Origin of the sequence: Blattabacterium sp. (Cryptocercus kyebangensis), assembly GCF_003226855.1 — a bacterium.
Lineage (GTDB): Bacteria > Bacteroidota > Bacteroidia > Flavobacteriales > Blattabacteriaceae > Blattabacterium.
In genome coordinates, this window is record NZ_CP029820.1 from 422,794 (window position 1) to 448,223 (window position 25,430).

A 25,430-nucleotide genomic window follows, 5' to 3' on the forward strand; every position below is an offset into this window, starting at 1 on the left:
ATGAAATTTAATATACTAGAAATATCTGATTTATTTCCTGATTTCATAGGTTTTATATTTTATCCTAATTCTCCACGATTTGTTGGTTATGATTTTAGCCCTCCAAAATTAAAAAGAAAAATATTAAAAACGGGTGTTTTTGTTAATGAATCCAAAGAAAAAATCTTAAAAATAAGTAAAGAAAAAAGTTTAGATTTTGTTCAATTGCATGGAAATGAAAGTTCCTTTTATTGTGAATACCTTTTTAATAAAGGATTAAAATTAATAAAAAGCTTTAGAATAGATAAATTTTTACCCTTTAAAAATATGAAGGATTATATTCATTTATGTACTTATTTTTTATTTGATACTAAAACGACTTCTTATGGAGGGAGTGGAAAAAAGTTTTGTTGGGATTTACTATATGAGTATAATTTGGAAATTCCATTTTTTTTAAGTGGAGGAATTGGAATAGAGGATATTGATAAAATTAAAAATTTTTCTCGTTCGAATTCTAAAATGTTTGGAATTGATATTAATAGCAAATTTGAATTTTTTCCAGGTAAAAAAGATAGTATAGCTATAAATTCTTTTATAAAAAAGATAAGAAAATAAATAATAAAATATAAGTATGAAATACTTAGCAGATAAAAATGGATATTATGACGAATTTGGAGGATCTTTTGTTCCTGAATTATTACATTATCATCTAAAAGAATTGCAATGTAATTATCAAGAAATCATTAAAAGTTATGAATTTCAAAATCTATTTAAAAATATACTCCGAAACTATGTAGGGAGGCCTTCTCCTTTATTTTTTTGTAAAAAATATTCTGATAAATACAATACTAAAATTTATTTTAAAAGAGAAGACTTAAATTATACAGGATCACATAAAATCAATAATACGGTAGGTCAAACTTTATTGGCTAAAAGATTAGGTAAAAAAAAAATTATTGCTGAAACGGGAGCTGGACAACATGGAATAGCAACGGCTACTACATGTGCTTTTATGGATTTGGAATGTATTATTTTCATGGGAGAAATAGATATGCATCGTCAATCATCTAATGTTATAAAAATGAAAATACTTGGAGCAAAAGTAATTCCTGTTTCCAGTGGAGAAAAAAAACTTAAAGATGCTATAAATGAAGCTATTCGTTATTGGATCAAAAATCCAGAAAGTTATTATTTAATAGGTTCTACTGTAGGTCCTCATCCATATCCTAAAATGGTTGCAGATTTCCAATCTATTATTAGTGAAGAAATAAAAATACAACTAGAAGAAAAAGAAGGATCTCCTTTCCCAAATTATGTTATTGCTTGTATAGGAGGAGGTAGTAATGCAGCAGGAGCTTTTTATCATTTTTTAGATCATAAAAAAGTTAATCTTATTGCAGTAGAAGCTGCTGGATTAGGAGTAAATACAAAAAAAACGGCAGCTTCTACATATAGTGGAACTAAAGGAATTTTACACGGAAGTATGACTATTTTTTTGCAGGATAAAGAAGGTCAAGTAATTCCTGCTTATTCTATATCCGCTGGTCTCGATTATCCAGGAATAGGACCTATGCATGCTAATCTTTTTTTAAAAAAGCGTGTAAATTTTTTGTATGCTACAGACAAAGAAGCTTTAGAAGCAGGTTATGAATTAATTCAATTAGAAGGAATTATTCCTGCTTTAGAAAGTGCTCACGCTTTAGCTGCATTAAAAAAAATACCATTTAAAATGAATGATATTGTTATTATAAATTTATCAGGAAGAGGAGATAAGGATATTAATATTTATGATGATTATGAAAAAAATATATGAGTTATTTAAAATAAAAAAAAAAAATATATTATGTATTTATTTTACAGCAGGTTATCCTGTTATAAATAGTACCGAAAAAATAGTAATGACTTTACAAGATCTTCCTGTCGATTTAATTGAAATAGGAATTCCATATTCTGATCCTTTATCTGATGGACCAGTAATTCAAAAAAGCAATCAAATTTCGTTGAAAAATGGAATGAATATTTCTTTATTATTTTCGCAAATAAATCGAATTAAAAATAAAATAAAAATTCCTATTATTCTTATGGGATATTACAATCAATTTTATAAATTTGGAGAAGAAAAATTTCTAAAAAAATGTCAAGAAATAGGTATTTCTGGATTGATTTTTCCAGATATACCTGTTAATATTTTTGTAGAAAAATATCAAAAAATATTTCAAAAATATTCATTATCTATGATATTTTTGGTTACAAAAAAAACAGATATATATAGAATTTCTTTGTTGAGCAATATTACCGACAGTTTTTTATATTTAGTTCCTTCTAATTCTATTACAGGAGATAGTCTTCTATTTGAAGAAGAACAAATTTCATTTTTTAAACGTGTTAAAAAATTCAATGTTCCTAAATTGATTGGTTTTGGGATTAAAAATAAAAAATCTTTTGAGGAATCATGTAAGTACGCAAATGGAGGAATAATTGGAAGTTCTTTTATTCAATCACTAAAAAAAGAAAGATTGGAAGAAAGTATTCAAGAATATATAAAATCTATTCGATAGTTTTTTTTCTTTTTCCAAAAAAAAACGTTCCTAACCGAATAAGTGTGCTCCCACATTCTATAGCTATAGGATAATCTCTACTCATTCCCATGGAAAGTACAGAATATTTATATCTATTTTTAGATTCATTGTATATTTTGTTTAAATAATCAAATTCATGACGTATTTTTTTAATAGATCCATGAAAACTAGACATACCCATTAGTCCAATAACTTTTACATTTTTCATATTTTTATAATTATTATTTTCCAAAATATCATGAACTTCTTTATTATTGATTCCGGATTTATTTTTTTCATTGCAAATCTTTATTTGCAATAAACAGTTTATAACTCTATTATATTTAATAGCTTCTTTATTTATTATTTTAAGATGTTTAATTTTTTGAACACTATGAATTAAATGAATAAAAGGAACTATATATTTTAATTTATTACTTTGAATTCTACCAATCATATGCCAACGAATATTCTTTGGTAATTTTTCATATTTTGGGATCATTTCTTGAATATAATTCTCTCCAAAATCTATATGTCCTGTTTGATAAACTTTTTCTATAGAAGAAATATCTTGATTTTTAGATACTACTAAAATTTTTATGTTTTTAGGTATTGATTTTCTTATGGAAAAAAGACGACATTTGATGTTTTTCATTTTTATGAAAATATTCTTTCAAATTCTTTCATTACCTCAATTAAAAACTGAACACTTTCTAATGAAATAGCATTGTATATACTAGCACGATACCCACCTAAAGATCTATGCCCTTCTAATCCAACAATATTTTCTTTTTTCCACATATAATCAAAGTCTTTTTTTAGATTTTTTTTTTTTAAAAAAAAGGTAACGTTCATATTGGAACGATCTTCCTTATGAATTCTATTTTCAAATAGATTGTTTCTATCTATTTCATCATATAATAATTTGGATTTTTGTTGATTTTCTTTTTCTAGAATAGAAATTCCTCCTTTATTTTCTATCCATTCTAAAGTTAACATAGAAGTATAAATAGAAAATACATTTGGTGTATTTAAAAGACTGTTATTTTTGATATGAATTTTATAGTCTAGATAAGAAGGGATGTTTCTTTTAATTTTTCTTAAAATTTCTTTTTTTACTATAACAATAGTCATTCCTGCAGAACTTATATTTTTTTGTGCAGAAGCATAGATCAATCCGAATTGACAAAAATTCAATTTTCTACTAAAAATATCAGAAGACATATCACAAATTATTGGTATAGAAGTATTAGGAAATATTTTCATTTGTGTTCCCACAATAGTATTATTTGAAGTACAATGAAAATAATCTACTTCATCTGGAATTTTATAATTTTTAGATATATAGGAATATTTTTTCTCTCTTCCAGAAAAAAGTATTCTTACTTTTCCAATTTTTTTCGCTTCTTCAATAGCATTATTAGCCCATATACCTGTATCTAAATAAGCTGCTTCTGTTTTCATTAAATTATATGGTACCATTGTAAATTGCAATGTAGCTCCTCCTTGAAGAAATAAAACCGCATAATCTTTATTTAAATTCATCAAACGTTTTACCAAATTGGTAGTTTTTTCCATTATTTTTTCAAAATCTATACTTCTATGAGATATTTCAAGCAAAGATAATCCACATTGATTATAATCAATTACAGCTTTAGCTGATTTTCTAATAACTTGTTTTGGTAAAATAGAAGGACCCGCATTGAAATTATGTATTTTCATATCATGAATAGAATAAATAATTCTTTCTAAAATTAAAAAAAATACTCATTTAATAACCAAATTAAATCTTTATTCCTAATATTTTTTTTGTTTTTTTTGTAATTTTGAATCTATCATCTAAACGATTTCCTATAACAAAAATAATATTTCCATTTCCATTAATCAATAACCATATTTGTTTCTTTTCCAAAATAGAAAATTTTTTTTCTTTATAATATTTACTTAATTTTTTTTTCCCTTTCATGTTTAAAGGGAAAAAAAAATCTCCTTTTTTCCATGTTCTTAATTGTAAAGGAAATCTAATTTTATCAAAATCTATGAATGACATATTCCTTGTATTTTCTTTTTTAGGATTGATAATAAACTGTATATCAATAGGAAGATGATCTATTTTTTCAAATTTTATATCCTGTATAATGTAAACCTTATTTTTTTTTTCAAAAAAGTTATTTTCTATTAAAATCCAATAATTCCTATTTTTAATAATACGATATTTTTTTGATATAAGTTGCTTTCCAGATTGTGCATGAATAAGATCTTTTAAATTTTCTATATTATAAAATCCATATGGAAAAAATAACTTAAATAAATAAAAAGACAATGGTTGTAATTTTTTTATTTTTTTGCATTCTATCTTCCATAAGAATGGATTACTTTTTTTTTCTACTGTAATTTCTTTATGGACTTTTTCTACCTCTATCTCTATAAAAAAATTTTCCTTATAAAGATATTCCATACTTTTTTTTATCCCCTTATAAAAAGAATTTGAAAAAGTAGATGTTATTAAACGAATTTTATTTCTTAAATATTTATCCTCTTGATTACTACTATCTAATCTCCATTTTATATTTTTTATTTTAGCATAATGTAAAATTTCTTTTTTAGTAAAACCAGAAAGAGGACGAATAAATTTTTTGTTTTTTCTAGGAATTCCTAACAATCCTTTAATTCCTGTTCCTCTCATCATATTAATAAAAAAGGTTTCTATAGAATCGTTTAAATGATGTCCTAAAGCAATATATTCATATGAATTTTTTTCTAACAATTCCTCAAACCAATCATATCTAAGTTTTCTAGCTGACATTTGTATGGATAATTTTTTTTTTTTAGAAAAGTCAAAAGTATTAAATCGTTTAATATGATATGAAATATTTTTTTTCATACAAAAATTCCTTACAAAATTTTCATCTTCATTAGATTCTTTATCTCTAAGGGAAAAATTACAATGAGCTACACTTAATGTTATATTAGAAATATGAAGTAACAAATTTAGAAGGACCATACTATCTAATCCTCCGCTTACAGCAACACAAACATTTTTATTTTCAATTGAAAATTCTCTTATTAATTTTTCTGAAAAAAAAGGATCATATAGCTTATTTTCCATAATTATTCAACATATTTTATAATTTCCTGAACTATTTTTTTTTTGGATTTTCCAGTAATGTCAATTTTTTTAGAAGATTTTTCATAAAAAAAAATTCTTTTTGAAAAATGTTTCATAATAAATATAAATAATTCATTATTAGATAAATGAGATATAATAGGTCTCTTTTTTTTCTCTGTATACAATCTTTTATATAATGTATAAATATTTGTTTTAAGATAAAATGTTTTCGAAAATTTATTTAATAAATAAATATTGTTATAATAACAAGGAGTCCCTCCTCCAACAGATAAAATATATTGTTTATGTTTTTTTAAAAATTTTTTAAGCATCAAATTCTCTATTTTTCTAAAATATTTTTCTCCTTTTTTTTTGAAAATATTATAAATAGAATCCTTTTTTTTTTTGACAAGCATAGCATCTAAGTCATAAAAACAAAATTTCAATTTTTCGGATAGAATTTTTCCTATAGAAGTTTTCCCACAACCCATATATCCAATCAAAGTTACTTTCATGAAAACATAAAATTTATAGTATATTTGTTCATAAAATATCAAATTCAAATATAGGAATAAAGACCTGATAGCTCAGCTGGTAGAGCATTACACTTTTAATGTAAGGGTCCTGGGTTCGAATCCCAGTCAGGTCATTTCATTTATTTCTATTTCTAATACAGTGGGACAATGATCCGAATATTTTATTTCAGGTAATAAATAAGCATTAATCATTTTTTTCTTTAAAAAATAGCTAACCATTATATAATCAATTCTCCAACCTTTATTATTTTTTTTTGCATTATAACGATAACTCCACCAACTATAATGTTTGGATTCTTTAACATAGTTTCTGAAACTATCTATAAAACCTAAATTTAAAAAATCACTCATCCATTTTCTTTCTTTTGGTAAAAACCCGGAAATTTCATGGTTTCTTATAGGATCATGAATATCTATTTCTTTATGACAAATGTTATAATCTCCACATATAATTAGATTCGTTAATTTTTTTTTCATTTCTTTTATATAAGAAATGAAATTATCCATAAAATAAAATTTAAAATTTAACCTATTTTCCATATATTTTCCTGATGGAATATAAAGACTTATCACGGATATTTTTTTAAAATCTATGCGTAAAATTCTTCCTTCTTGATCTATAGAATCTATTCCTATTCCATATTCTATATGATTTGGTTTTTCTTTACATAAAATACCTACTCCACTATATCCTTTTCTTTTTGAAGGATACCAATAATGATAATATCCAAAATTATCAAATATACTGGTGTTGATTTGTTCCGGAAAAGCTTTTATTTCTTGAAAACATAAAATATCTGGTTGGATTTTTTCAATCCAATGGCATAAACCTTTATTTATTCCAGATCTAATTCCATTAATATTATAACTAACAATTTTCATATTTTCTAAAAAAATTTTTACTAAAAAAATAATTCAATTTTTAATAATTTTTAACTAATAAATAAAAAAATAGAGTTCTAAAAGGTTAAAGAATATTCAAAATAGTTTTTTATATTTGCTCATCAAATCTAGATATAAAGATAAGAATTACTGAAAAAGCTTACAATATAGTAAGCTTTTATTATATAATATATTATTCCTTCCTATATGATGGATAAACTTAAAATAGCTATTCAAAAATCAGGTCGTCTTTATGATGACTCCATCAAGTTACTTAAAGATTGTAGCATAGAGGTTAATATTGGAATAGATAAATTAAAAACAACAGCTCTTAATTTTCCACTAGAAATACTATTTCTAAGAGATGATGACATTCCTCAATATTTAGAAGATGGAGTAGCCGATATAGGAATTGTTGGAAAAAATGTCCTTTTGGAAAAAAGAAAAAAAATAAAAATTAAAGAAACTTTAGGATTTGGAAAATGTCGTCTTTCTATTGCAATACCTAAATCTTTGTTTTATAATGGAATAAATGATTTAAATGGAAAAAGAATTGCTACAAGCTATCCATTTTTGGTTAGAGAATTTTTCGAAAAAAAATATATAAAAGCAGAAATTCACGAAATTTCTGGAGCTGTAGAAATTGCTCCTGGAATAGGATTAGCCGATTGTATTTGTGATTTGGTAAGTAGTGGATCTACACTTTTTATGAATGGATTAAAAGAAGTAGAAACAATTCTTCAATCTGAAGCTGTTTTAGCTTCTAATCTTCATTTGGGAGGACAACAACATATCATAATGGATAAATTGTTATTTCGGATTCGATCTGTAAAAAAAGCTAAAAATCATAAATATATTCTTTTAAACGTTTCTAATGAACACTTAGAAAAAATAATATCTCATCTTCCAGGAATTAAAAGTCCAGTTATTCTTCCATTAGCAAATTCAAAATGCAGTTCTGTACATTCTGTAGTAAATGAAAATGATTTTTGGGGAATTATAGAAAATTTAAAATCACTGGGAGCACAAGATATATTAGTACTTCCAATAGAAAAAATTATACTTTAATATATTGTTATATATGAATATACAAGTTTGTATGAATCCTCCATTCAATACGTGGAAATATCTTATAAAAAGACCTGTAAAAAATGGTTCTAAACTAATTGATTTAGTTTCTCCTATTATAAATAACGTAAAAAAATATGGAGATTTAGCCTTAAAAACCTATACAAAAAAATATGATAATTTTAATCTAAAATATATTCAAGTAACGGAAGAAGATATTAATAAAGCAAGTATGCAAATTTCCAATTGTTTGAAAAAATCTATTGAAATAGCATATAAAAACATAAAATTTTTTCATGAAAAACAAATACATGAGGAATCTAAAATTGAGGTAATCCCAGGAATTTTTTGTTGGAGAAAATCTGTTCCTATAGAAAAAGTAGGTTTTTATATCCCTGGAGGATCCGCTCCTTTATTATCGACTGTATTAATGTTAGGAATTCCAGGTAAACTAGCAGGATGTGAAAATATAATTTTATGTTCACCTCCAAATAAAGATGGAGAAATACATCCATCTATTTTATACACAGCTAAATATATAGGAATTACAAAAATATATAAAATAGGAGGAGCTCAAGCTATAGCAGCTATGGCTTATGGAACAGAAAGTATTCCATCTGTTTATAAAATATTTGGACCAGGTAATTCTTATGTCACAATAGCTAAACAAATTGTATCCCAAAAGGAAATTGTTTCTATAGATATACCCGCAGGTCCTTCAGAAATTGTTATATTAGCAGATAATACAGCTAATCCAGAATATGTAGCTTCCGATTTACTTTCTCAATCAGAACATGATATGGAAAGTTATATTCTTTTAGTTACTATAAATGAATCTTGGTGGATAGAAAAAGTGAAAAGTGAATTGAAAAAACAATTAATTAGTCTATCCTCTAGAAAAAATATTATTAAAAAGGCTTTGGAAAAAAGCAAAATCATTGTTTTTTCTTCTTTGGAAGAAGGAATTAACTTGATTAATGAAGTATCTCCAGAACATCTTATTATCAATTGTAATAATGCTACTTATTGGAGTAACAAAATAAAAAATGCTGGATCTATATTCCTAGGAAATTATTCTCCAATAAGTATTGGAGATTATGCTTCTGGAACCAATCATGTACTTCCTACATATGGTTATGCTAAATCTTATAGTGGTGTATCTGTAGATAGTTTTATTAAGAAAATCACTTTTCAAAAAATTTCCAAGAAAGGATTGCGAAATTTATCAAAATGTGTCGAGGTATTGTCTTCTGAAGAAGGCCTAATAGCACATAAAAAATCCATTAATATTAGATTAAAAAAATGAATATTGAATGCATGAATAGAGATAATTTTTCAAATTTTGATTTGAATTCCTTAATTAGAGATAATATTTTTAAAATAGATCCTTATTTATCTGCTAGAGAAGAATATTCTTATCAAGAAAAAAATTCTATTTTTCTAGATGCTAATGAAAATTCTTTCGGATCTCCTTTGTCTTTTTCTAATTCCTACAATAGATATCCGGATCCATTGCAAAAAGAATTAAAAAGAAAAATATCAGAAATAAAAAAAATTTCTTCATCCAAAATTTTTTTAGGAAATGGAAGTGATGAAATTATTGATTTAATTTATCGTATTTTTTCTCGTCCAAATATAGATAATTCAATTATTTTTCCTCCTACATATGGTATGTATGAAGTGAGTGGGAAAATTCATGGAGTAGATATTGTAAAAGTTTTTCTAACGGAAGAAAAATATCAATTAAATTTAAAAAAAATAAAAAAGGCAATTAATCCATACAGTCGTATAATTTTTATTTGTTCTCCAAATAATCCTACTGGAAATGATATAAAAAGGGAGGATATTGAAAATATCATAAAAAAATTTACCGGTATTGTTGTTTTAGACGAAGCTTATATTGATTTTTCAGAACAAGAATCTTTTTCCATAGAAATAAATAAATATCCCAATTTAATTATTTTACAAACACTTTCTAAATCTTGGGGACTAGCTGGATTAAGAATAGGAGTAGCTATTGCTTCTGAAGAAATTATTCAATGGATGAATAAAGTAAAATTTCCCTATAACGTAAGTCAAATATCTCAAAAAATAGCTATTGAAGCTCTTAATAATAAGGATTTATTTTTTTATCATTTAAAAAATATCCTTTCAGAAAGGAAATATATGGAAGAATCTTTAAATAAAATTCCTATTATACAGAAAGTATATCCTAGTTCTTCAAACTTTCTACTAGTTAAAACTTCTTTTTCTTCAAAAGATCTTTATCAACATTTAGTTGATAAAAACATTATTGTTAGAGATCGTTCTAAAATAATTTTTTGTAATGAATGTTTAAGAATTACAGTAGGAACTCATGAAGAAAATGAGTATTTGATAAATCAAATTAAAAAATATTCCGAAAAATGTTATAAGTATATATAAGGAATAATATAAAAAAATACAATGAAAAAAATATTATTTATTGATAGAGATGGAACAATAATTCAAGAATTTCCACCTACTTATCAAATTGATACTCTTGAAAAGGTTAATTTTTATCCAAAAGTTATATTTTTTTTAACTAAAATAGTTGATGAATTGGATTATGATTTAGTTATGGTAACTAACCAAGATGGATTAGGAACTGAAAAATTTCCTGAAAAAAATTTTTGGCCTATACATAATCATATATTAAAAATATTAAAAACAGAAGGAATTAATTTTTCTTCTATTCATATAGATAAATCTATTCCAGAAGAAAATTCTTCTACTAGAAAACCAGGGATAGGAATGTTAACTTCTTATTTTCATTCGGATTATGATCTTTCTAATTCTTTTGTTATTGGAGATAGAATAACGGATGTTTTATTAGCTAAAAACTTAGGATGTAAGTCTATATGGATAAGAAAAAATCATAATTTATCCGAAAAAAAGTTTTCTATAGAAAAAAAAAACTTCAAAAAAGTAATAGTTTTGAAAACTGATAATTGGAAAAATGTTTACGAATATTTGAAATATATATCTCATAAAAAATTGGTTAAACATAGAAGAACAACATTAGAAACAGATGTAAGAATAACTATTCAACTTTATGGGGAAGGAAAATCAGATATAAAAACAGGATTAGATTTTTTTGATCATCTTCTAGAACAACTATCTTTTCATAGTATGATAGATATGAATATTCATACTAAGGGCGACTTGAATATAGATGAACATCACACTATAGAAGATACTGCAATTACTTTAGGAGAAATTTTTCATAAATCTATTATAGATAAAAAAGGAATAGAACGTTATGGTTTTTTTTCGGTTCCTATGGATGATTGTTTATCTACAGTAGTATTGGATCTTGGAGGAAGAAGTGAATTATCTTGGAAAACAAAATTTTTAAGTGAAAAGATCGGTAAAGTCCCTACAGAAATGTTTATCCATTTTTTTAAGTCTTTTTCTTCCTCTGCAAAATGTAATATCCATATTCATTCTACAGGAAAAAATGATCATCATAAGATAGAATCTATTTTTAAAGCTTTTGCTAGAGCTATTAAAATGGCTATAAAAAAAAACAATACTAAAAAATTGCCTAGTTCTAAAGGTCTATTATAAAAATTTTTCAATCAAAAAATTATGAAAACAATTATTATAAAATATCCTGCTGGTAATGTACAATCTGTTCTTTTTTCTTTAGAAAGGATAGGAGTAGAAGCTTTCGTAACGGACTCTAAAGAGTCTATTAAAAATGCAGAAAAAGTAATTTTGCCTGGTGTAGGAGAAGCAAATTTTGCTATGAAATATTTGAAAAAAAAAAAATTGGATATTCTTTTATCTAAATTGGAACAACCTGTATTGGGAATATGTTTAGGCATGCAATTACTATGTAAATATTCAGAAGAAAGTAGTACTAATTGTATAGGAATTTTTGATTTATTAGTAAAAAAATTTAAATCAGAAAATAAAAATAATAAAATTCCTCAAATTGGTTGGAATACTATTCATAAACTAAAAGGCCCTTTATTTGAAAATATTCCAGATGGAAGTTATCAATATTTTGTACATAGTTATTATACTCCTTTAGGAGAATATACCATAGCTAAAACAGACTATATAGTTTCTTATAGTTCAGCACTACAAAAAAATAATTTTTATGCTGTACAATTTCATCCAGAAAAATCTTCTTATGTGGGACATAAAATATTAGAAAACTTTATTAGATTATAAAAAAAATAAATTTCTATAATGAATATTATTGCGGCTATAGATCTTATTGATGGAAAATGTGTTCGTTTAACACAAGGAGATTATAAAAGAAAAAAAATTTATAATAAAGATCCATTAGATATGGCATTTTTATTAGAAGATAATGGAATATCTAGATTGCACCTAGTAGATTTAGATGGGGCCAAAAAAGGGAAGGTCATTCATTGGAATGTTTTGGAAAAAATAGCAAAATATACACATCTAATCATTGATTTTGGAGGAGGAATTCATACCGAAGAGGATGTACGTATTGTATTTGAAAATGGAGGTAATATGGTTACTATTGGAAGTATTGCTGTAAAAAATCCATTTCTTTTAAAGAAATGGATTCACATTTATGGAAGAGATAAAATACTTCTTGGAGTGGATGTTAAGGATTATAAAATTGCTACGAATGGATGGACAAAATTTCATGAAATTTCTTTATGGAATTTTTTAGAAGAAAAAAATTGTCATGGAATAAAAAAATTTTTTTGTACGGATATATCTAAAGATGGGGACCTTTCTGGTCCATCTTTGTCCTTATATAAGGATATCCTTCGTAGGTTTCCAAATATTGAACTTATTGCAAGTGGAGGGATAAGAAATATGAACGATATAAAAATATTATATGATTTAGGTTGTCATGGAGTTATTATTGGGAAAGCTATATATGAAAATAAAATATCGTTATCAGAACTTAACAATTGGGAAGATAGGAAGAAAAAATTAAAATAAACTATGTTGGTTAAGCGTATTATACCTTGTTTAGATATTAAAAACGGAAGGATTGTAAAAGGAGTTAAATTTAAGAATTTAAAAGATGCTGGAGATCCAATAAGATTGAGCCGTTGGTATACAAAACAAGGAGCAGATGAATTGATATTTTTGGATATCACAGCTACAAATGAAAAAAGAAAAATATTATTTTCTTTAGTGAAAGAAATTTCACGTTGTATTAATATTCCTTTTACTGTTGGTGGAGGGATAATGGAAGAAAAAGACGTAGAATTATTATTAAATGCAGGAGCAGATAAAATATCTATTAATACAGCCGCTTTTAAAAGCCCAAAAATTTTAGAAGTTCTTTCTAGAAGATTTGGAAGTCAATGTATTGTTTTAGCTATTGATACAAAATACGAAAAAAATGAATGGTGGGTATATTTAAATGGAGGAAGAATTCCAACCAGAAAAAAAACTTTAGATTGGGCTAAGGAAGGAGTAAATAGAGGAGCTGGAGAAATATTATTAACTTCGATGAATCATGATGGAACTAAAAATGGATTTGCTTTAGATATAACTAAAAAAATTTCGGACCTACTTTCTACACCTATTATTGCCTCAGGGGGAGCTGGTAAATTAGAAGATTTTTATCAAGTTTTTAAAAATGGAAAAGCCGATGCCGCATTAGCTGCCAGTATTTTTCACTATAGAGAAATAGAAATTCCTAATTTAAAATATTATTTAAGTCATCATAATATACCTGTTAGAACTAATAAATAAATTAAAAAAAATGAGTTTCATTCAAAAAAAAGAAATAAATTTTAAAAAAGGATTAATTCCCGTTATTGTTCAAGATTCAAAAACTAGTAAAGTATTAATGCTGGGTTATATGAATCAAGAGTCTTATAAAAAAAGTATTGAAGAAAAAAAAGTTATTTTTTATAGTAGATCTAAAAAAAGATTGTGGAAAAAAGGAGAAATTAGTCATAATTATCTTTTAATTAAAGATGTATTAATTGATTGTGATCAAGATTCTTTGTTGATTAAAGCAGTCCCTACAGGACCTATTTGCCATAAAGGATCGGATACTTGTTGGAAAGAAATAAATAAAATGAATTTTTTATTTTATTTAGAAAAAATAATTTCTAATAGAATAAATAAAAAATATAAAAATTCTTACATTTTTCAACTATTCAAAAAAGGAATTAATAAAATATCTCAGAAATTAGGGGAAGAATCCGTAGAAATGATCATTGAATCTAAAGATAATGATAAAAATTTTTTCTTAAATGAATCTGCCGATTTGTTATTTCATTATCTTATTCTTTTACATAAAAAAGGAATTACTATACAAGAAGTTATAAATATTTTAGAAGAAAGACATTTAAAAAAAAAAGAATTAAGGAATATTTAATATTTTTTTGTATTTGAAGAAAAATTTTTTGCATGATTAAATCTTTTATAGAAGAAATTATTTTTGGAATAGTTTTTATAATCTTATTCCATTCAGGCTTAAGTAAAAATACAAAATCATAATTTTTAGCACAAAAAGATTGTTTTTATTCTAAAAAAAAATAGATTCCATTAAAAATAATTACTTTTAATTCATTTTTAGGAGAAAGAGTAATCCACTCTATATTTTCATCATTAATTTTGTAGAATCCTGATGTTTCAATATCATGAATACGATATCCTTTTTTTAAGAATTTTTGTTAAAGTAGATAATTTCCACATCATAGGTTATCCTCCTGTAAGAACGATTGTTTTTAATTTTTCATTGATTCTATTGATGATTTGATGAATTTTTTTAAATTATTTTTTTTTATTTTCCCACTATTTTTAGTATCACACTAATTACATTTTATATTAGATCCTCCAAAACGAATAAAATATGCGGAGATTAAAGAATAATGACCTTCTCCTTGAAGAGAATAAAAAGTCTATTTTATTAGGAAAGGATATATTAGTTTTTTTCATTATTTAATGCAGCTATTAAAATATTTTTTATAAGCATCATACGGGTCATAGGACCAACACCACCTGGGACAGGTGTAAGATAAGATGCTTTTCCATAAACGCTATTAAAATCAACGTCTCCTTTTAAAAGAAATTTTTTTTCATTTTTAACTTTATTAATGCCTACATCTATAATTATAGCTCCTTTTTTAATCATTTTTCCTTTTAAAAACCCTGGAATTCCAACAGAAATTATAATTATATCTGCTTTTCTCGTATAATTTTCTATATTTGGTGTATTACTATGGGTAAGAGTTACAGTGCTATTTCCAAGATTATTTTTTCTGCTCATCAAGATACTAATGGGTCTTCCTACAATACGACTTCTTCCAATTACTACAGTATATTTTCCAGATATTTGTATTTTATATCTTTCTAAAAGAACTAATATTCCTAATGCAGTAGCAGGTAAAAAAGCCTTCATATTCAAAGCCATTTTTCCAAAATTTTCTGGATGAAATCCATCTACATCTTTTTTTGGATTAATCGATAAAATGATATTATCCGTATTGATATGTTTTGGAATAGGTAATTGTACAATAAAACCATCTATCAATGAATTTTCATTCATTTTTTTAATTTCTTTTAATAATTCAAATTCAGAACTCTCTACAGGTAGATGTACTAAAGTTGATTGTATTCCAATATTTTTGCATTCTTTTATTTTGCTATTTACATATGTTATACTGGAACTATTATTTCCTAATAAAATAATTCCAAGATGAGGAATACGTTTTTTTTTATTTCGTATATTTTTATCTATTTCCTTATAAATTTCTTTTCTTATTTCGATTGCTAATCGATTTCCATTTAATAATTTGGTCATTTTCGAATTTCTATTTCTTTTGTTAATTGAAGGAATTCTTTTATAGATAATTGTTCTGCTCTTTTATTCAAAAATGGAATATCATAAAAATTTGGAATATCTTTAAAATATTGGAGTGCATTTTTCAATATTTTCCTTTTTTTATTAAAAGCCATTTTTACACATATAAATAGAAGATCCTTATTACAAAGGATTTCTAATTTTTTTCTTTTTAAGGATATTACAGCCGATTTTACATTTGGAATAGGGTAAAATACATGCTTTTGTACAGTAAAAAGGTATTTTACATCATAGAATGATTGTACTAAGACAGATAAAATTCCATATCTACTTCCTCCTTCATGAGAAAGAATTCTTTCTACCAATTCTTTTTGAAACATTCCAATACATTCTGGTATATATTGATTATATTTTAATATATGAAATAATATTTTAGAAGAAATTCCGTATGGGAAATTTCCAATTAATGCAAAATTTTTCAGGTTTATTTCTTCTGGATTCCATTTTAAAAAATCTTGATGTATGATCTGATTTTTAGGAATAGAAAAATTTTTTTTTAAAAAAAAGATGAGTTTTTCGTCAATTTCTATTAAAAAAATTTTCTTACACAAGAAGAATAAATAACGAGTTAACATTCCTAATCCTGGACCAATTTCTACTACTGTATTATAATCTTGAAAAGATAGATTTTTTACAATTTTCTTAGCTATATTTTTATCTTTTAAAAAATATTGATCGAATTTTTTTTTAAAAAAGGATCCTTGCATTCTGCAAATATAGAAAAGAAATATATTAATATTATTTGTATATTTATTGTAATATTAAGATTGGAAATACAATTTTAATTTTTTCTATGCTTCAACCCTCTTTTATACGTAATAATAGGAAAAAAGTTTTATTAGGATTAAAAAAAAGGAACTTCCATAAATTTTTTTTAATAGATGAAATATTGACTTTAGATAAAAAAAAAAAGGAATTAAAAACTGTTTTGAATAAAATTTCAGAAAAAGAGAATACAATATCCAAAAATATAAGTCATATTCTTCTGAATTTTGATAAAAGTATAAAAATAAATTCTTTAAAAGAAAAATCCCTTTTTCTAAAAAAAAAAAAGAAAGATCTTAATATTCAATTAAAAAATATTATTCAATGTTTAGAAAATAAACTAGATCAAATTCCTAATATACCCAATGAAAAAGTAAAAAAAAATGAAGATAATAATGATATTCTTTTTCAAGAAGGTCCTATTCATTCAACCATAATGAAAGAAGCTCTTACTCATTGGGAATTAGCTAAAAAATTTCATTTATTCGATTTATTTTTAGGTACGAAAATATGTGGATCTGGATTTTCAGTTTATATCGGAAAGGGAGCTAAATTGCAAAGAAGTTTAATTCAATATTTTTTAGATCAGAATATACGTGCTTCATATAAGGAATACAGTTTCCCTTATCTTATAAATGAAAAATCAGGATATTCAACAGGACAAATTCCGGATAAAGAAGGACAAATGTATCTAATAGAAAAAGATAATTTTTATCTTATTCCAACTGGAGAAATCCCTCTTATTAATTGTTATAGAGATAATATACTTAAATATACGGATTTACCTATAAAAGCAACAACTTATACTTCTTGCTTTAGAAGGGAAGCAGGATCTTATGGGTCTAAAGTAAGAGGGTTAAATAGATTACATCAATTTGAAAAAGTGGAAATCATTCAGATTACCACCCCTGACACTTCCTATTATTATTTAGAGGAAATGATTCTACATGTTAAAAATATTCTAAAATCTTTAGAATTGCCATTTAGAATACTTCGTTTAATTGGAAGAGATCTAGGTTTTTCTTCTTCTATAACTTATGATTTTGAAGTTTATTCTATGGCACAAAAAAAATGGTTAGAAGTGAGTTCTATTTCAAATTGCACTAATTTTCAATCTAATAGATTAAATCTTCGATATAAAACCATTACAGGAAGAATGGATTTATGTCATACACTTAATGGAAGTTCTCTAGCTTTACCAAGAATTATTGCCGCTTTATTAGAAAATAATCAAACTGAAAATAAAATTAATATTCCTAAAGTTTTAGTTCCTTATACAGGATTTGATAATATTAAATAAAAAAGGTATATATGAAAGTGACTGATCATATAAATAAAGCTAAAAAAAGTTTATTTTCTTTTGAAATATTACCTCCTTTAAGAGGACATGATATCAAAAATATTTTTTCTACTTTAGATCCATTAATGGAATTTAATCCTCCTTTTGTTGATGTTACATATCATCGTGAAGAATTTTTTTATGTAGAAAAAGAAAATGGACTTTTACAAAGAAAAAAGGTATCCAGACGTCCTGGAACTGTAGGAATTTGTGCTGCAATTATGAATAAATATGGAATAGATGCGGTTCCACATCTTATTTGTGGTGGTTTTAATAGACAAATGACGGAAAATGCTTTAATAGATCTAAATTTTTTAGGAATAGATAATGTTTTAGTTCTTAGAGGGGATCCTATTAAATCAGAAAATAGTTTTTTTGCGAAAAAAGATGGACATAAATATGCAGTGGAATTGGTAGAACAAGTTAAAAACTTGAACAAAGGAAAGTATCTTAATAAAACTTTTGAAAAAAAAAATTATCCATTATTTGATTTTTGTATTGGTATAGCTGGATATCCAGAAAAACATTTAGAAGCTCCAAATATGGAAAGTGATTTATTTTTCTTGAAGAAAAAAGTTGAAGCTGGAGCTAATTATATTGTTACTCAAATGTTTTTTGATAATAAAAAATACTTTAATTTTGTAAAAAAATGTAGATCAGAAGGTATTATTATACCTATAATACCTGGAATTAAACCTATTTCTTCTAAAATTCAGTTAAATAGTCTACCTTCTCGTTTTTATTTAAATATTCCTAATGAATTAGTAAAAGAAATTGAAAAAGCGAAAGATAAAAAACTTATTTTTAATATTGGGATTGAATGGGCTATACAACAGTCTAAGGAACTAAAAAATTCTGGAGTAAAAGTAATTCATTATTACACTATGGACAAACCAGAAAATATTTATAAGATAGTCCAAGCTATTTATTAAAATTAAACAAGATAAAGAGTTTCTTTTATGGAATTTATTACTTTTTCTTCATTAGGGAACCATTTTTTTATCAAGTTGGAAGAATAAGGAGCAGGGATATCTAGTAAAGTGATTCTATTAATAGGTGCATCAAGGTAATCAAATCCTTTTTTTTGTATAATGTACGAAACTTCAGAAGCTATTGAAGAAAAAGGCCATGATTCCTCTAAAATTACTAAACGATTGGTTTTTTTTACAGAAAAAAGTATAGATTCATAATCTAATGGACGAATACTTTGAATATCTATTACTTCTACACTAATATTTTCTTTTTCTAATTTTTCTGCTATATTTAAAGCCATTTTCATAATTTTTCCAAAAGAGACCAAGCTTATATCAGTTCCTTCTTTTTTTACATCCGCCTTTCCAATAGGAAGAATGTATTCTTCTTCTGGAATCATCATTTTATCACCATACATTTGTTCAGATTCCATAAAAATAACTGGATTATTATCTCGAATAGAAGATTTTAAAAGGCCTTTAGCATCGTATGGATTACAGGGAATTACTACTTTCAATCCCGGACAACTTGCGTACCAACTTTCAAAAGATTGAGAATGGGTAGCTCCTAATTGTCCAGCAGATCCAGTAGGCCCCCTAAAAACAATAGGTATATTCCATTGACCCCCACTCATATAACGTATTTTTGCCGCGTTATTGATAATCTGATCCATTGCTAACAAAGAAAAATTAAATGTCATAAATTCAATAATGGGTCTACAACCGTTCATTGCAGATCCTACTCCTATACCAGAAAAACCTAATTCTGATATTGGAGTATCAATGACTCTTTTTGGTCCAAATTCTTCTAACATTCCTTTAGAAGCTTTGTAAGCTCCATTATATTTAGCAACTTCTTCCCCCATAAGATAGACGGAGTCATCTCTTCTCATTTCTTCACTCATAGCTTCTGCTATTACTTCACGAAAAGTCATTTCTTTCATATATTTTTTGGATCAAACGTTTAGTAATAAGTAAAAATTCCATATAAAAAAGAACAACGGAAAAGAAATAAAATTTATTCCTTTTCCGTTTTGAATAATTAATTAATTATTAGTTATTTGATTTTTTTTTTGTAAATTTTCCTGCATCTTTTGAAGAGCGAGTTTTTCATTTTTAGAGTCTTTTATAGATTGATTTATTTCATTTAAAATTAGAATTTTATTTCTAAGAATTCTCAATTTTTCTTTTCCATATTGTTTATATTCTTCAAATTCTTTTTTATATTTTAATTGCTCTTCTGAACCGTAAGGTTTAGATCTCATTTCCGATCTTTTTCTCTTTATTTCAGCAGAAATTTCTTTCTGACTAATTATCATTTCAGAATATTCATTCTGATAAAGATTACTTTCTTTTTCTAATTGTTTTATTTTTACTTCTATATCTTTTAATCTCTTAGATAATTCTTCAGGTTTTATATCAGCAGGTATTTTAAAATCAGGAACTTCCTCAGGAAAAAAAGGAAAATTAGGAGGAACAGGATTTTCTTCAGGAGTAGTATTTACAAAAGTGGGATTTGGAATATTATGGGATTGGGGAGTATTTGTATTTACAGGATCATTAGAAGAAGTGATTTCATCATCATTACAGGATACAAAAAAAAATCCTAACGATAGAAATATTGTTGGAATTAAAAATCTCATAGAAGTATTCATAATAAAAATTTTAAGTTACAGTTTAAATATATAAAAAAATTATTACAGATGATGACTATTCTCTTTTTTTTAAAAATTCTATATATTTTCTCCTTATAACTTATAAAAAGACATAAATTTAGTATATTTGATGACAATAGCAAGATTTATATATTTTTTCCTATGGAACAACTTATCAGATTAGCTATACGTGGAATATCCTTAAGTCAAATACAATCTGGGATATATGTTTTATTACTGGAAGAAGAATCTGGAAGAATAAAACTTCCTATTGTTATAGAAAGTTTACAAGCTCAATCTATCGCTTCTGCTATAGGTAAAAGAGATCTATCCAGATCTTTTACACATGATTTATTTTTAACTTTTTCAAAAGTATTTCATATTAGATTAAAATCAGTTGTGATATATAAATTAGTAAATGGAATATTTTTTTCTTATATTTTGTTTGAAAGAGAGAATAAAGAACATAAGATAGATTCAAAAACATCGGATGCCGTTGCTTTAGCCGTACGATTTCAAGCTCCTATTTATACTACAAAAGAAATTTTTGATAAAGCTGGAATTTATTTTGAAAATGGATTTCCTGAAAATGATAATTTTGAAGGAGAAATAGAAAATAAAGCCTCTTCCCCTATTTCTTTTGATAAAGAAAAAAGTGAAAAAGACTTAGAAAAAATGACAGAAAGAGATCTTAATGCTTTATTGAATCATGCGGTAGTAAATGAATGTTATGAACTTGCAGCAAGGATAAAGAAAGAACTAGATAGAAGAGAATAATAATCAATCTTTTTTTTCGTATCGAACAAAACTGTAATTGTATAAATGATTTTTATCTTTTTCATAAAAAAATTCATATTTTTTTTCCCATTTTTTAAGATTGATTTTTGGAAATTTCGCATCACCGTAAAATTTTTGATGAATTATGGTTAATTCTAGAATTTTTGCTTTATTTATAGTAGAAGTATATACTTTTTCTCCTCCTATAACAAATATTTTTTCATAATTTAAATCATATACTTCTTTTAAAGAAGAGAAAATTTTAAAAATTCCGTTATAAGAAGATGAAAAATTTATTTTATTTTTTTTTGTCAGTATGATATTTTTTCTACCTGGAAGAATTCTTCCAATCGATTCAAAAGTTTTTCTACCCATAAGAACGGTTTCTCCAAGAGTCATATTTTTAAAGCGTTTTAAATCGTTAGGAAGATGCCACATTAATTTATTATTTTTTCCTATAAATCCATTTTTAGAAATAGCAGAGATAAGTACAATTTTCATTAAAAATTTAATTTTTTTTATATTTTTAATATATGGATATTCCAATTAAATATGATCCAAAATCTGTAGAAGAAAGAATATATCATTATTGGATCAATAATCATTACTTTTTTTCCTATCCAGATAATAGAAAACCTTATACAATTGTAATGCCCCCTCCAAATATTACTGGAATTCTTCATATAGGGCATATTTTGAATAATACTATACAGGATATATTAATTAGATATGCTAGAATGAAAGGATATAATCCATGTTGGATTCCAGGAACAGATCATGCTTCTATTGCAACAGAAGCGAAGATTGTTCATCAATTAAAAAAGAAAGGGTTATCCAAATTTATTATAGGAAGAGATAAATTTTTATCCTATGTTTTGGAATGGTCTAAAAAACACAGGAATATTATTTTAAATCAATTAAAAAAATTGGGATGTTCTTGTGATTGGACCCGTGTACAATTTACAATGAGCAAAAAATTATCTCAATCTATCACAAAAATTTTTATAGATTTATATGAAAAAGGATATATATACAGAAGTTATCATGTAGTTAATTGGGATCCAAAAGCTAGAACTACTATTTCTGACGAAGAGGTTGTATATAAAGAAAGTATTGGAACTCTTTATTATATAAAATATCCAATAAAAGGGGGGGAAGGTTTTGTGACTATTGCAACAACTCGTCCGGAAACAATATTCGGAGATACAGCTGTTTGTTTTCATCCAGATGATGGACGTTATTTTCATCTAAAGGGAAAATATGCGATTATTCCAATAATAAATAGGGTAATTCCAATTATTCAAGATTCATACGTAGATCCAAATTTTGGTACAGGATGTTTAAAAATTACTCCAGCTCATGATTTTAATGATAAAAATATTGCGGATAAATACCATTTAGATATAATTGATATTTTTAATGAGGATGCCACTCTCAATGAAAGAGGGCTTCATTATCAAGGAATGGATCGTTTTGAAGTTAAAAAAAAGATAATTAAAGAGTTAGATAAATTAGGATTTATAGTAAATAGAGAAGAATTTAATCAAAAAATAGGAATTTCAGAAAGAACTAAATCCGTAGTAGAACAAAAATTATCTCTTCAATGGTTTTTAAAAATGAAAAAAATATCGAATCCTGCTATAGAAGCCGTTAAAAATGGAAAAATTAAATTTTATCCAAGTAGATTTAAAAAAATTTATTTTCAATGGATGGATAAAATTCATGATTGGAATATATCGAGACAATTATGGTGGGGGCACCGTATCCCTGTTTATTATTATGGTCATTATCCCAATGATTTTGTTGTTGCAGAAAATTTAGAATCAGCTTTAAAAAAAGCGAAAATTAAGAGTCATAATTCCTATTTAGACTATGATAATCTTTGGCAAGATTCAGATGTTTTAGACACTTGGTTTTCTTCTTGGATATTACCTATATCTGTATTTGATGGAATTTCTAATCCAAATAATCATGAAATATCTTATTATTATCCTACTGAAAATTTGGTAACAGGTTCGGATATATTATTTTTTTGGGTAGCCCGTATGATTATGGCAGGACTTTTTTTTAAAAAAAAAGAACCATTTAAAAATGTTTATTTCACTGGAATTTTGAGAGATTCTAAAAATAAAAAAATATCTAAATCATTAAATAATTCTCCAGATCCTATAGATTTAATTGAAAAATATGGAGCAGATTCTGTTCGTATGGGGATTATGCTTAGATCTAGTGCAGGAAAAGATTTTCATTTTGAGGAAAATTTCTGTTTACAAGGAAGAAATTTTTCTAATAAAATATGGAATGCTTTTCGTTTGATAAAAAGTTGGGAAATAAAAGAAAATAAGGATATATATGATGATATACCTGAAGAATCTAATATGGCACTCATATGGTTTGAAAATCGTTTTTATTATGTATTAGAAATTTTTGAGATATTTTTCAATAAATATAAATTTGATGAATCGTTAATGATTTTATATAAATTAATTTGGAATGATTTTTGTTCATTATTCCTTGAAATTATTAAACCTATTTCTGGAAAGTTTATATCAAAAACTGTGTATTTGAATACTATTAAATGGTTTGAAAATATTTTAAAATTATTACATCCATATATGCCTTTTATTTCAGAAGAAATTTGGAATCTTCTTAAAAAAAGAACGGAAAAAGAAGCTTTAATTATTTCTTCTTGGCCTAAAAAAAAATCATATAATTGGAATTTATTAGTTTCTTTTGAAAGAGCTATTCAAATTGTATCTAAAATACGTAATATAAGAAATAAAATACATATTCCTTATAAGAAAAGTTTGGTTTTATTTTCTGTAAAAAAGAAAGAAGAATATCATCCAGTGATATTAAAATTAGCAAATTTATCTAAAATCATTGATATCTTAAAAAAGCCTAAAAAAGGACAATTTTTTTCTTTTTTTATTGGAACGGATAGATACTTTTTATCTTTAGATAGAAAGTATCATTCAGATAAAAACGATTCAATTAATATTGAAAAAAAAATTCAGTATTTTCATAATCTTTTATCTATAATTCGTAAAAATTTATCCAACGATCAATATGTAAAATCGGTTCCAAAAGACCTCCTTTTAAAGGAAAAAAAGAAAGAAAATGATACTTTTAAAAAAATAGTTTATCTCAAAGAGATTTTAAAAAAAATGGATAATTAGATTACCAGTTCCCACTAGATCCTCCACCTCCAAAGGATCCTCCTTCTCCAAATCCATCAAAATTATCTTCGTTTTCATGATCGTGTTGGTTTTTTGTAGGTCGATCTTTGAATAGAAAATATGTTAAAAATAATGTATTTAATAATGAAGGTTCTATTCCTTTTTTTTGAAATAAAAAAAACATAATAAAAAAAATACTAATAGGAATAAAAAAATTCCATATATAAAAAGGGTTTTTATTATGTTTTTTTTTGTATTCATATTTATTTTTCAAAATTTTAAATATTTCTTTAATACCGATATCTATAGCCTTATAATAAAGATTATTTTTTAATAGAGGTTTTATTTTTTTTATTATATATTGAGTGGAAAAATCTGTAAGATATGGCTCTATTCCGTATCCATTTTGAATGGATATTTTTTTATCGTTTATAGATAATAAAATAACAATACCGTTATTTTTATCTTTTTTTCCGATATTCCATTTTTCTCCCCATTTGGAAGCTAAAAAATTAGGATCTTCCCCATATATATCTTGAACTATAGAAATTAAAATTTCTGTTGAGGTAGTTTTCGAATATTGAATAAGTTTTCTATTTAATTTTTCTATTTGAATATTAGATAGGACACCTGCATAATCATTAACAGGATATATTTTTTTTGGAGGTTCAGGTATATTGAATTGTCCTTGTGCAAGATTTGTGAAAAATAGTAAAATAGATAATGAGTTAAAAACTTTTTTTATGAAATTTTTCATTCCGATTTTTTT

At 25.1% G+C, this 25,430-nt stretch carries 26 protein-coding genes and 1 tRNA gene; 16 read left to right on the plus strand and 11 right to left on the minus strand.

Features of this window, described 5'->3' with window-relative positions; all coding sequences use genetic code 11:
- The 3 genes from DM815_RS02100 to trpA are packed head-to-tail and all read left to right on the plus strand — an operon-like array spanning position 1 to position 2,537.
- On the plus strand, positions 1 to 594 hold the full coding sequence (locus DM815_RS02100) for a phosphoribosylanthranilate isomerase (RefSeq protein WP_235609996.1): 594 nt from the start codon (positions 1 to 3) through the stop codon (positions 592 to 594).
- A gap of 16 nt (positions 595 to 610) precedes the next feature.
- The gene (gene trpB, locus DM815_RS02105) at positions 611 to 1,792 is read left to right on the plus strand and encodes a tryptophan synthase subunit beta (protein WP_110509014.1); all 1,182 of its coding nucleotides are present in this window, start codon (positions 611 to 613) and stop codon (positions 1,790 to 1,792) included.
- Positions 1,776 to 2,537, plus strand: coding sequence for a tryptophan synthase subunit alpha (trpA, locus tag DM815_RS02110; RefSeq protein ID WP_110509420.1), 762 nt, complete (start codon positions 1,776 to 1,778; stop codon positions 2,535 to 2,537). Before trpB ends, trpA begins: the two co-directional genes overlap by 17 nt.
- On the opposite strand, the gene DM815_RS02115 is transcribed toward trpA, so the two are convergent.
- The 4 genes from DM815_RS02115 to DM815_RS02130 form a co-directional block, all read right to left on the minus strand.
- Complete coding sequence (locus DM815_RS02115; RefSeq protein ID WP_110509016.1) at positions 2,527 to 3,192, minus strand: YggS family pyridoxal phosphate-dependent enzyme; 666 nt, start codon at positions 3,190 to 3,192, stop codon at positions 2,527 to 2,529. The two genes, trpA and DM815_RS02115, sit on opposite strands and share 11 nt — an antisense overlap.
- Positions 3,193 to 3,194: 2 nt before the next feature.
- Complete coding sequence (gene serC, locus DM815_RS02120; RefSeq protein ID WP_110509018.1) at positions 3,195 to 4,259, minus strand: 3-phosphoserine/phosphohydroxythreonine transaminase; 1,065 nt, start codon at positions 4,257 to 4,259, stop codon at positions 3,195 to 3,197.
- A gap of 61 nt (positions 4,260 to 4,320) precedes the next feature.
- Positions 4,321 to 5,646, minus strand: a complete 1,326-nt coding sequence (gene tilS, locus DM815_RS02125; RefSeq protein WP_110509020.1) for a tRNA lysidine(34) synthetase TilS — start codon at positions 5,644 to 5,646, stop codon at positions 4,321 to 4,323.
- A 2-nt stretch (positions 5,647 to 5,648) separates the two neighbouring features.
- Positions 5,649 to 6,161, minus strand: coding sequence for a shikimate kinase (locus DM815_RS02130; protein ID WP_110509022.1), 513 nt, complete (start codon positions 6,159 to 6,161; stop codon positions 5,649 to 5,651).
- Between the two features lie 61 nt (positions 6,162 to 6,222).
- Between DM815_RS02130 and DM815_RS02135 the strand changes: the two genes are divergently transcribed.
- Positions 6,223 to 6,295 (plus strand) — tRNA-Lys (locus DM815_RS02135).
- Here the strand turns inward: DM815_RS02135 and DM815_RS02140 are convergent.
- On the minus strand, positions 6,288 to 7,064 hold the full coding sequence (locus DM815_RS02140) for an exodeoxyribonuclease III (RefSeq protein WP_110509024.1): 777 nt from the start codon (positions 7,062 to 7,064) through the stop codon (positions 6,288 to 6,290). The genes DM815_RS02135 and DM815_RS02140 overlap by 8 nt on opposite strands.
- Before the next feature lie 210 nt (positions 7,065 to 7,274).
- On the opposite strand from DM815_RS02140, the gene hisG reads away from it, so the two are divergent.
- The 8 genes from hisG to hisIE are packed head-to-tail and all read left to right on the plus strand — an operon-like array spanning position 7,275 to position 14,487.
- Complete coding sequence (gene hisG, locus DM815_RS02145) at positions 7,275 to 8,132, plus strand: ATP phosphoribosyltransferase (protein ID WP_110509026.1); 858 nt, start codon at positions 7,275 to 7,277, stop codon at positions 8,130 to 8,132.
- A gap of 13 nt (positions 8,133 to 8,145) precedes the next feature.
- A complete protein-coding gene (gene hisD / locus DM815_RS02150) occupies positions 8,146 to 9,438 on the plus strand; it encodes a histidinol dehydrogenase (RefSeq protein WP_110509028.1) in 1,293 nt (430 codons plus the stop codon).
- A gap of 11 nt (positions 9,439 to 9,449) precedes the next feature.
- Positions 9,450 to 10,556 (plus strand): histidinol-phosphate transaminase, encoded by a 1,107-nt coding sequence (gene hisC / locus DM815_RS02155; RefSeq protein WP_110509422.1) that lies wholly within the window; start codon positions 9,450 to 9,452, stop codon positions 10,554 to 10,556.
- 21 nt (positions 10,557 to 10,577) lie between these two features.
- Positions 10,578 to 11,720: a bifunctional histidinol-phosphatase/imidazoleglycerol-phosphate dehydratase HisB gene (hisB, locus tag DM815_RS02160; RefSeq protein ID WP_110509030.1), complete on the plus strand. Its 1,143-nt coding sequence runs from the start codon at positions 10,578 to 10,580 to the stop codon at positions 11,718 to 11,720.
- A 21-nt stretch (positions 11,721 to 11,741) separates the two neighbouring features.
- Positions 11,742 to 12,332 (plus strand): imidazole glycerol phosphate synthase subunit HisH, encoded by a 591-nt coding sequence (hisH, locus tag DM815_RS02165; protein WP_110509032.1) that lies wholly within the window; start codon positions 11,742 to 11,744, stop codon positions 12,330 to 12,332.
- Between the two features lie 18 nt (positions 12,333 to 12,350).
- Positions 12,351 to 13,088 (plus strand): 1-(5-phosphoribosyl)-5-[(5-phosphoribosylamino)methylideneamino]imidazole-4-carboxamide isomerase, encoded by a 738-nt coding sequence (hisA, locus tag DM815_RS02170; protein ID WP_110509034.1) that lies wholly within the window; start codon positions 12,351 to 12,353, stop codon positions 13,086 to 13,088.
- A gap of 3 nt (positions 13,089 to 13,091) precedes the next feature.
- Positions 13,092 to 13,853: an imidazole glycerol phosphate synthase subunit HisF gene (gene hisF / locus DM815_RS02175; RefSeq protein ID WP_110509036.1), complete on the plus strand. Its 762-nt coding sequence runs from the start codon at positions 13,092 to 13,094 to the stop codon at positions 13,851 to 13,853.
- 10 nt (positions 13,854 to 13,863) lie between these two features.
- On the plus strand, positions 13,864 to 14,487 hold the full coding sequence (gene hisIE / locus DM815_RS02180; protein ID WP_110509038.1) for a bifunctional phosphoribosyl-AMP cyclohydrolase/phosphoribosyl-ATP diphosphatase HisIE: 624 nt from the start codon (positions 13,864 to 13,866) through the stop codon (positions 14,485 to 14,487).
- Positions 14,488 to 15,036: 549 nt separating this feature from the next.
- Here hisIE and DM815_RS02190 read toward each other — a convergent pair.
- The gene (locus DM815_RS02190) at positions 15,037 to 15,915 is read right to left on the minus strand and encodes a bifunctional 5,10-methylenetetrahydrofolate dehydrogenase/5,10-methenyltetrahydrofolate cyclohydrolase (RefSeq protein WP_110509040.1); all 879 of its coding nucleotides are present in this window, start codon (positions 15,913 to 15,915) and stop codon (positions 15,037 to 15,039) included.
- A complete protein-coding gene (rsmA, locus tag DM815_RS02195) occupies positions 15,912 to 16,682 on the minus strand; it encodes a 16S rRNA (adenine(1518)-N(6)/adenine(1519)-N(6))-dimethyltransferase RsmA (RefSeq protein WP_110509042.1) in 771 nt (256 codons plus the stop codon). Before rsmA ends, DM815_RS02190 begins: the two co-directional genes overlap by 4 nt.
- Before the next feature lie 86 nt (positions 16,683 to 16,768).
- On the opposite strand from rsmA, the gene serS reads away from it, so the two are divergent.
- Entirely contained in the window at positions 16,769 to 18,040 is a 1,272-nt protein-coding gene (gene serS, locus DM815_RS02200) for a serine--tRNA ligase (protein ID WP_110509424.1), read from the plus strand.
- A gap of 11 nt (positions 18,041 to 18,051) precedes the next feature.
- Complete coding sequence (gene metF / locus DM815_RS02205; protein ID WP_110509044.1) at positions 18,052 to 19,011, plus strand: methylenetetrahydrofolate reductase [NAD(P)H]; 960 nt, start codon at positions 18,052 to 18,054, stop codon at positions 19,009 to 19,011.
- Positions 19,012 to 19,013: 2 nt separating this feature from the next.
- On the opposite strand, the gene DM815_RS02210 is transcribed toward metF, so the two are convergent.
- A complete protein-coding gene (locus tag DM815_RS02210; protein WP_110509046.1) occupies positions 19,014 to 19,994 on the minus strand; it encodes a pyruvate dehydrogenase complex E1 component subunit beta in 981 nt (326 codons plus the stop codon).
- A 102-nt stretch (positions 19,995 to 20,096) separates the two neighbouring features.
- Positions 20,097 to 20,705, minus strand: coding sequence for a hypothetical protein (locus tag DM815_RS02215; protein WP_110509048.1), 609 nt, complete (start codon positions 20,703 to 20,705; stop codon positions 20,097 to 20,099).
- Between the two features lie 162 nt (positions 20,706 to 20,867).
- Here DM815_RS02215 and DM815_RS02220 point away from each other — a divergent pair, with 162 nt between their 5' ends.
- A complete protein-coding gene (locus DM815_RS02220; protein WP_110509050.1) occupies positions 20,868 to 21,482 on the plus strand; it encodes a bifunctional nuclease family protein in 615 nt (204 codons plus the stop codon).
- 3 nt (positions 21,483 to 21,485) lie between these two features.
- Here DM815_RS02220 and DM815_RS02225 read toward each other — a convergent pair whose 3' ends face one another.
- A complete protein-coding gene (locus DM815_RS02225) occupies positions 21,486 to 21,983 on the minus strand; it encodes a dihydrofolate reductase (RefSeq protein WP_110509052.1) in 498 nt (165 codons plus the stop codon).
- 32 nt (positions 21,984 to 22,015) lie between these two features.
- Between DM815_RS02225 and DM815_RS02230 the strand changes: the two genes are divergently transcribed.
- Positions 22,016 to 24,661, plus strand: coding sequence for a valine--tRNA ligase (locus DM815_RS02230; protein WP_110509054.1), 2,646 nt, complete (start codon positions 22,016 to 22,018; stop codon positions 24,659 to 24,661).
- A gap of 1 nt (position 24,662) precedes the next feature.
- Here DM815_RS02230 and DM815_RS02235 read toward each other — a convergent pair whose 3' ends face one another.
- On the minus strand, positions 24,663 to 25,418 hold the full coding sequence (locus DM815_RS02235; protein ID WP_110509056.1) for a TPM domain-containing protein: 756 nt from the start codon (positions 25,416 to 25,418) through the stop codon (positions 24,663 to 24,665).
- Positions 25,419 to 25,430 lie beyond the last annotated feature (12 nt).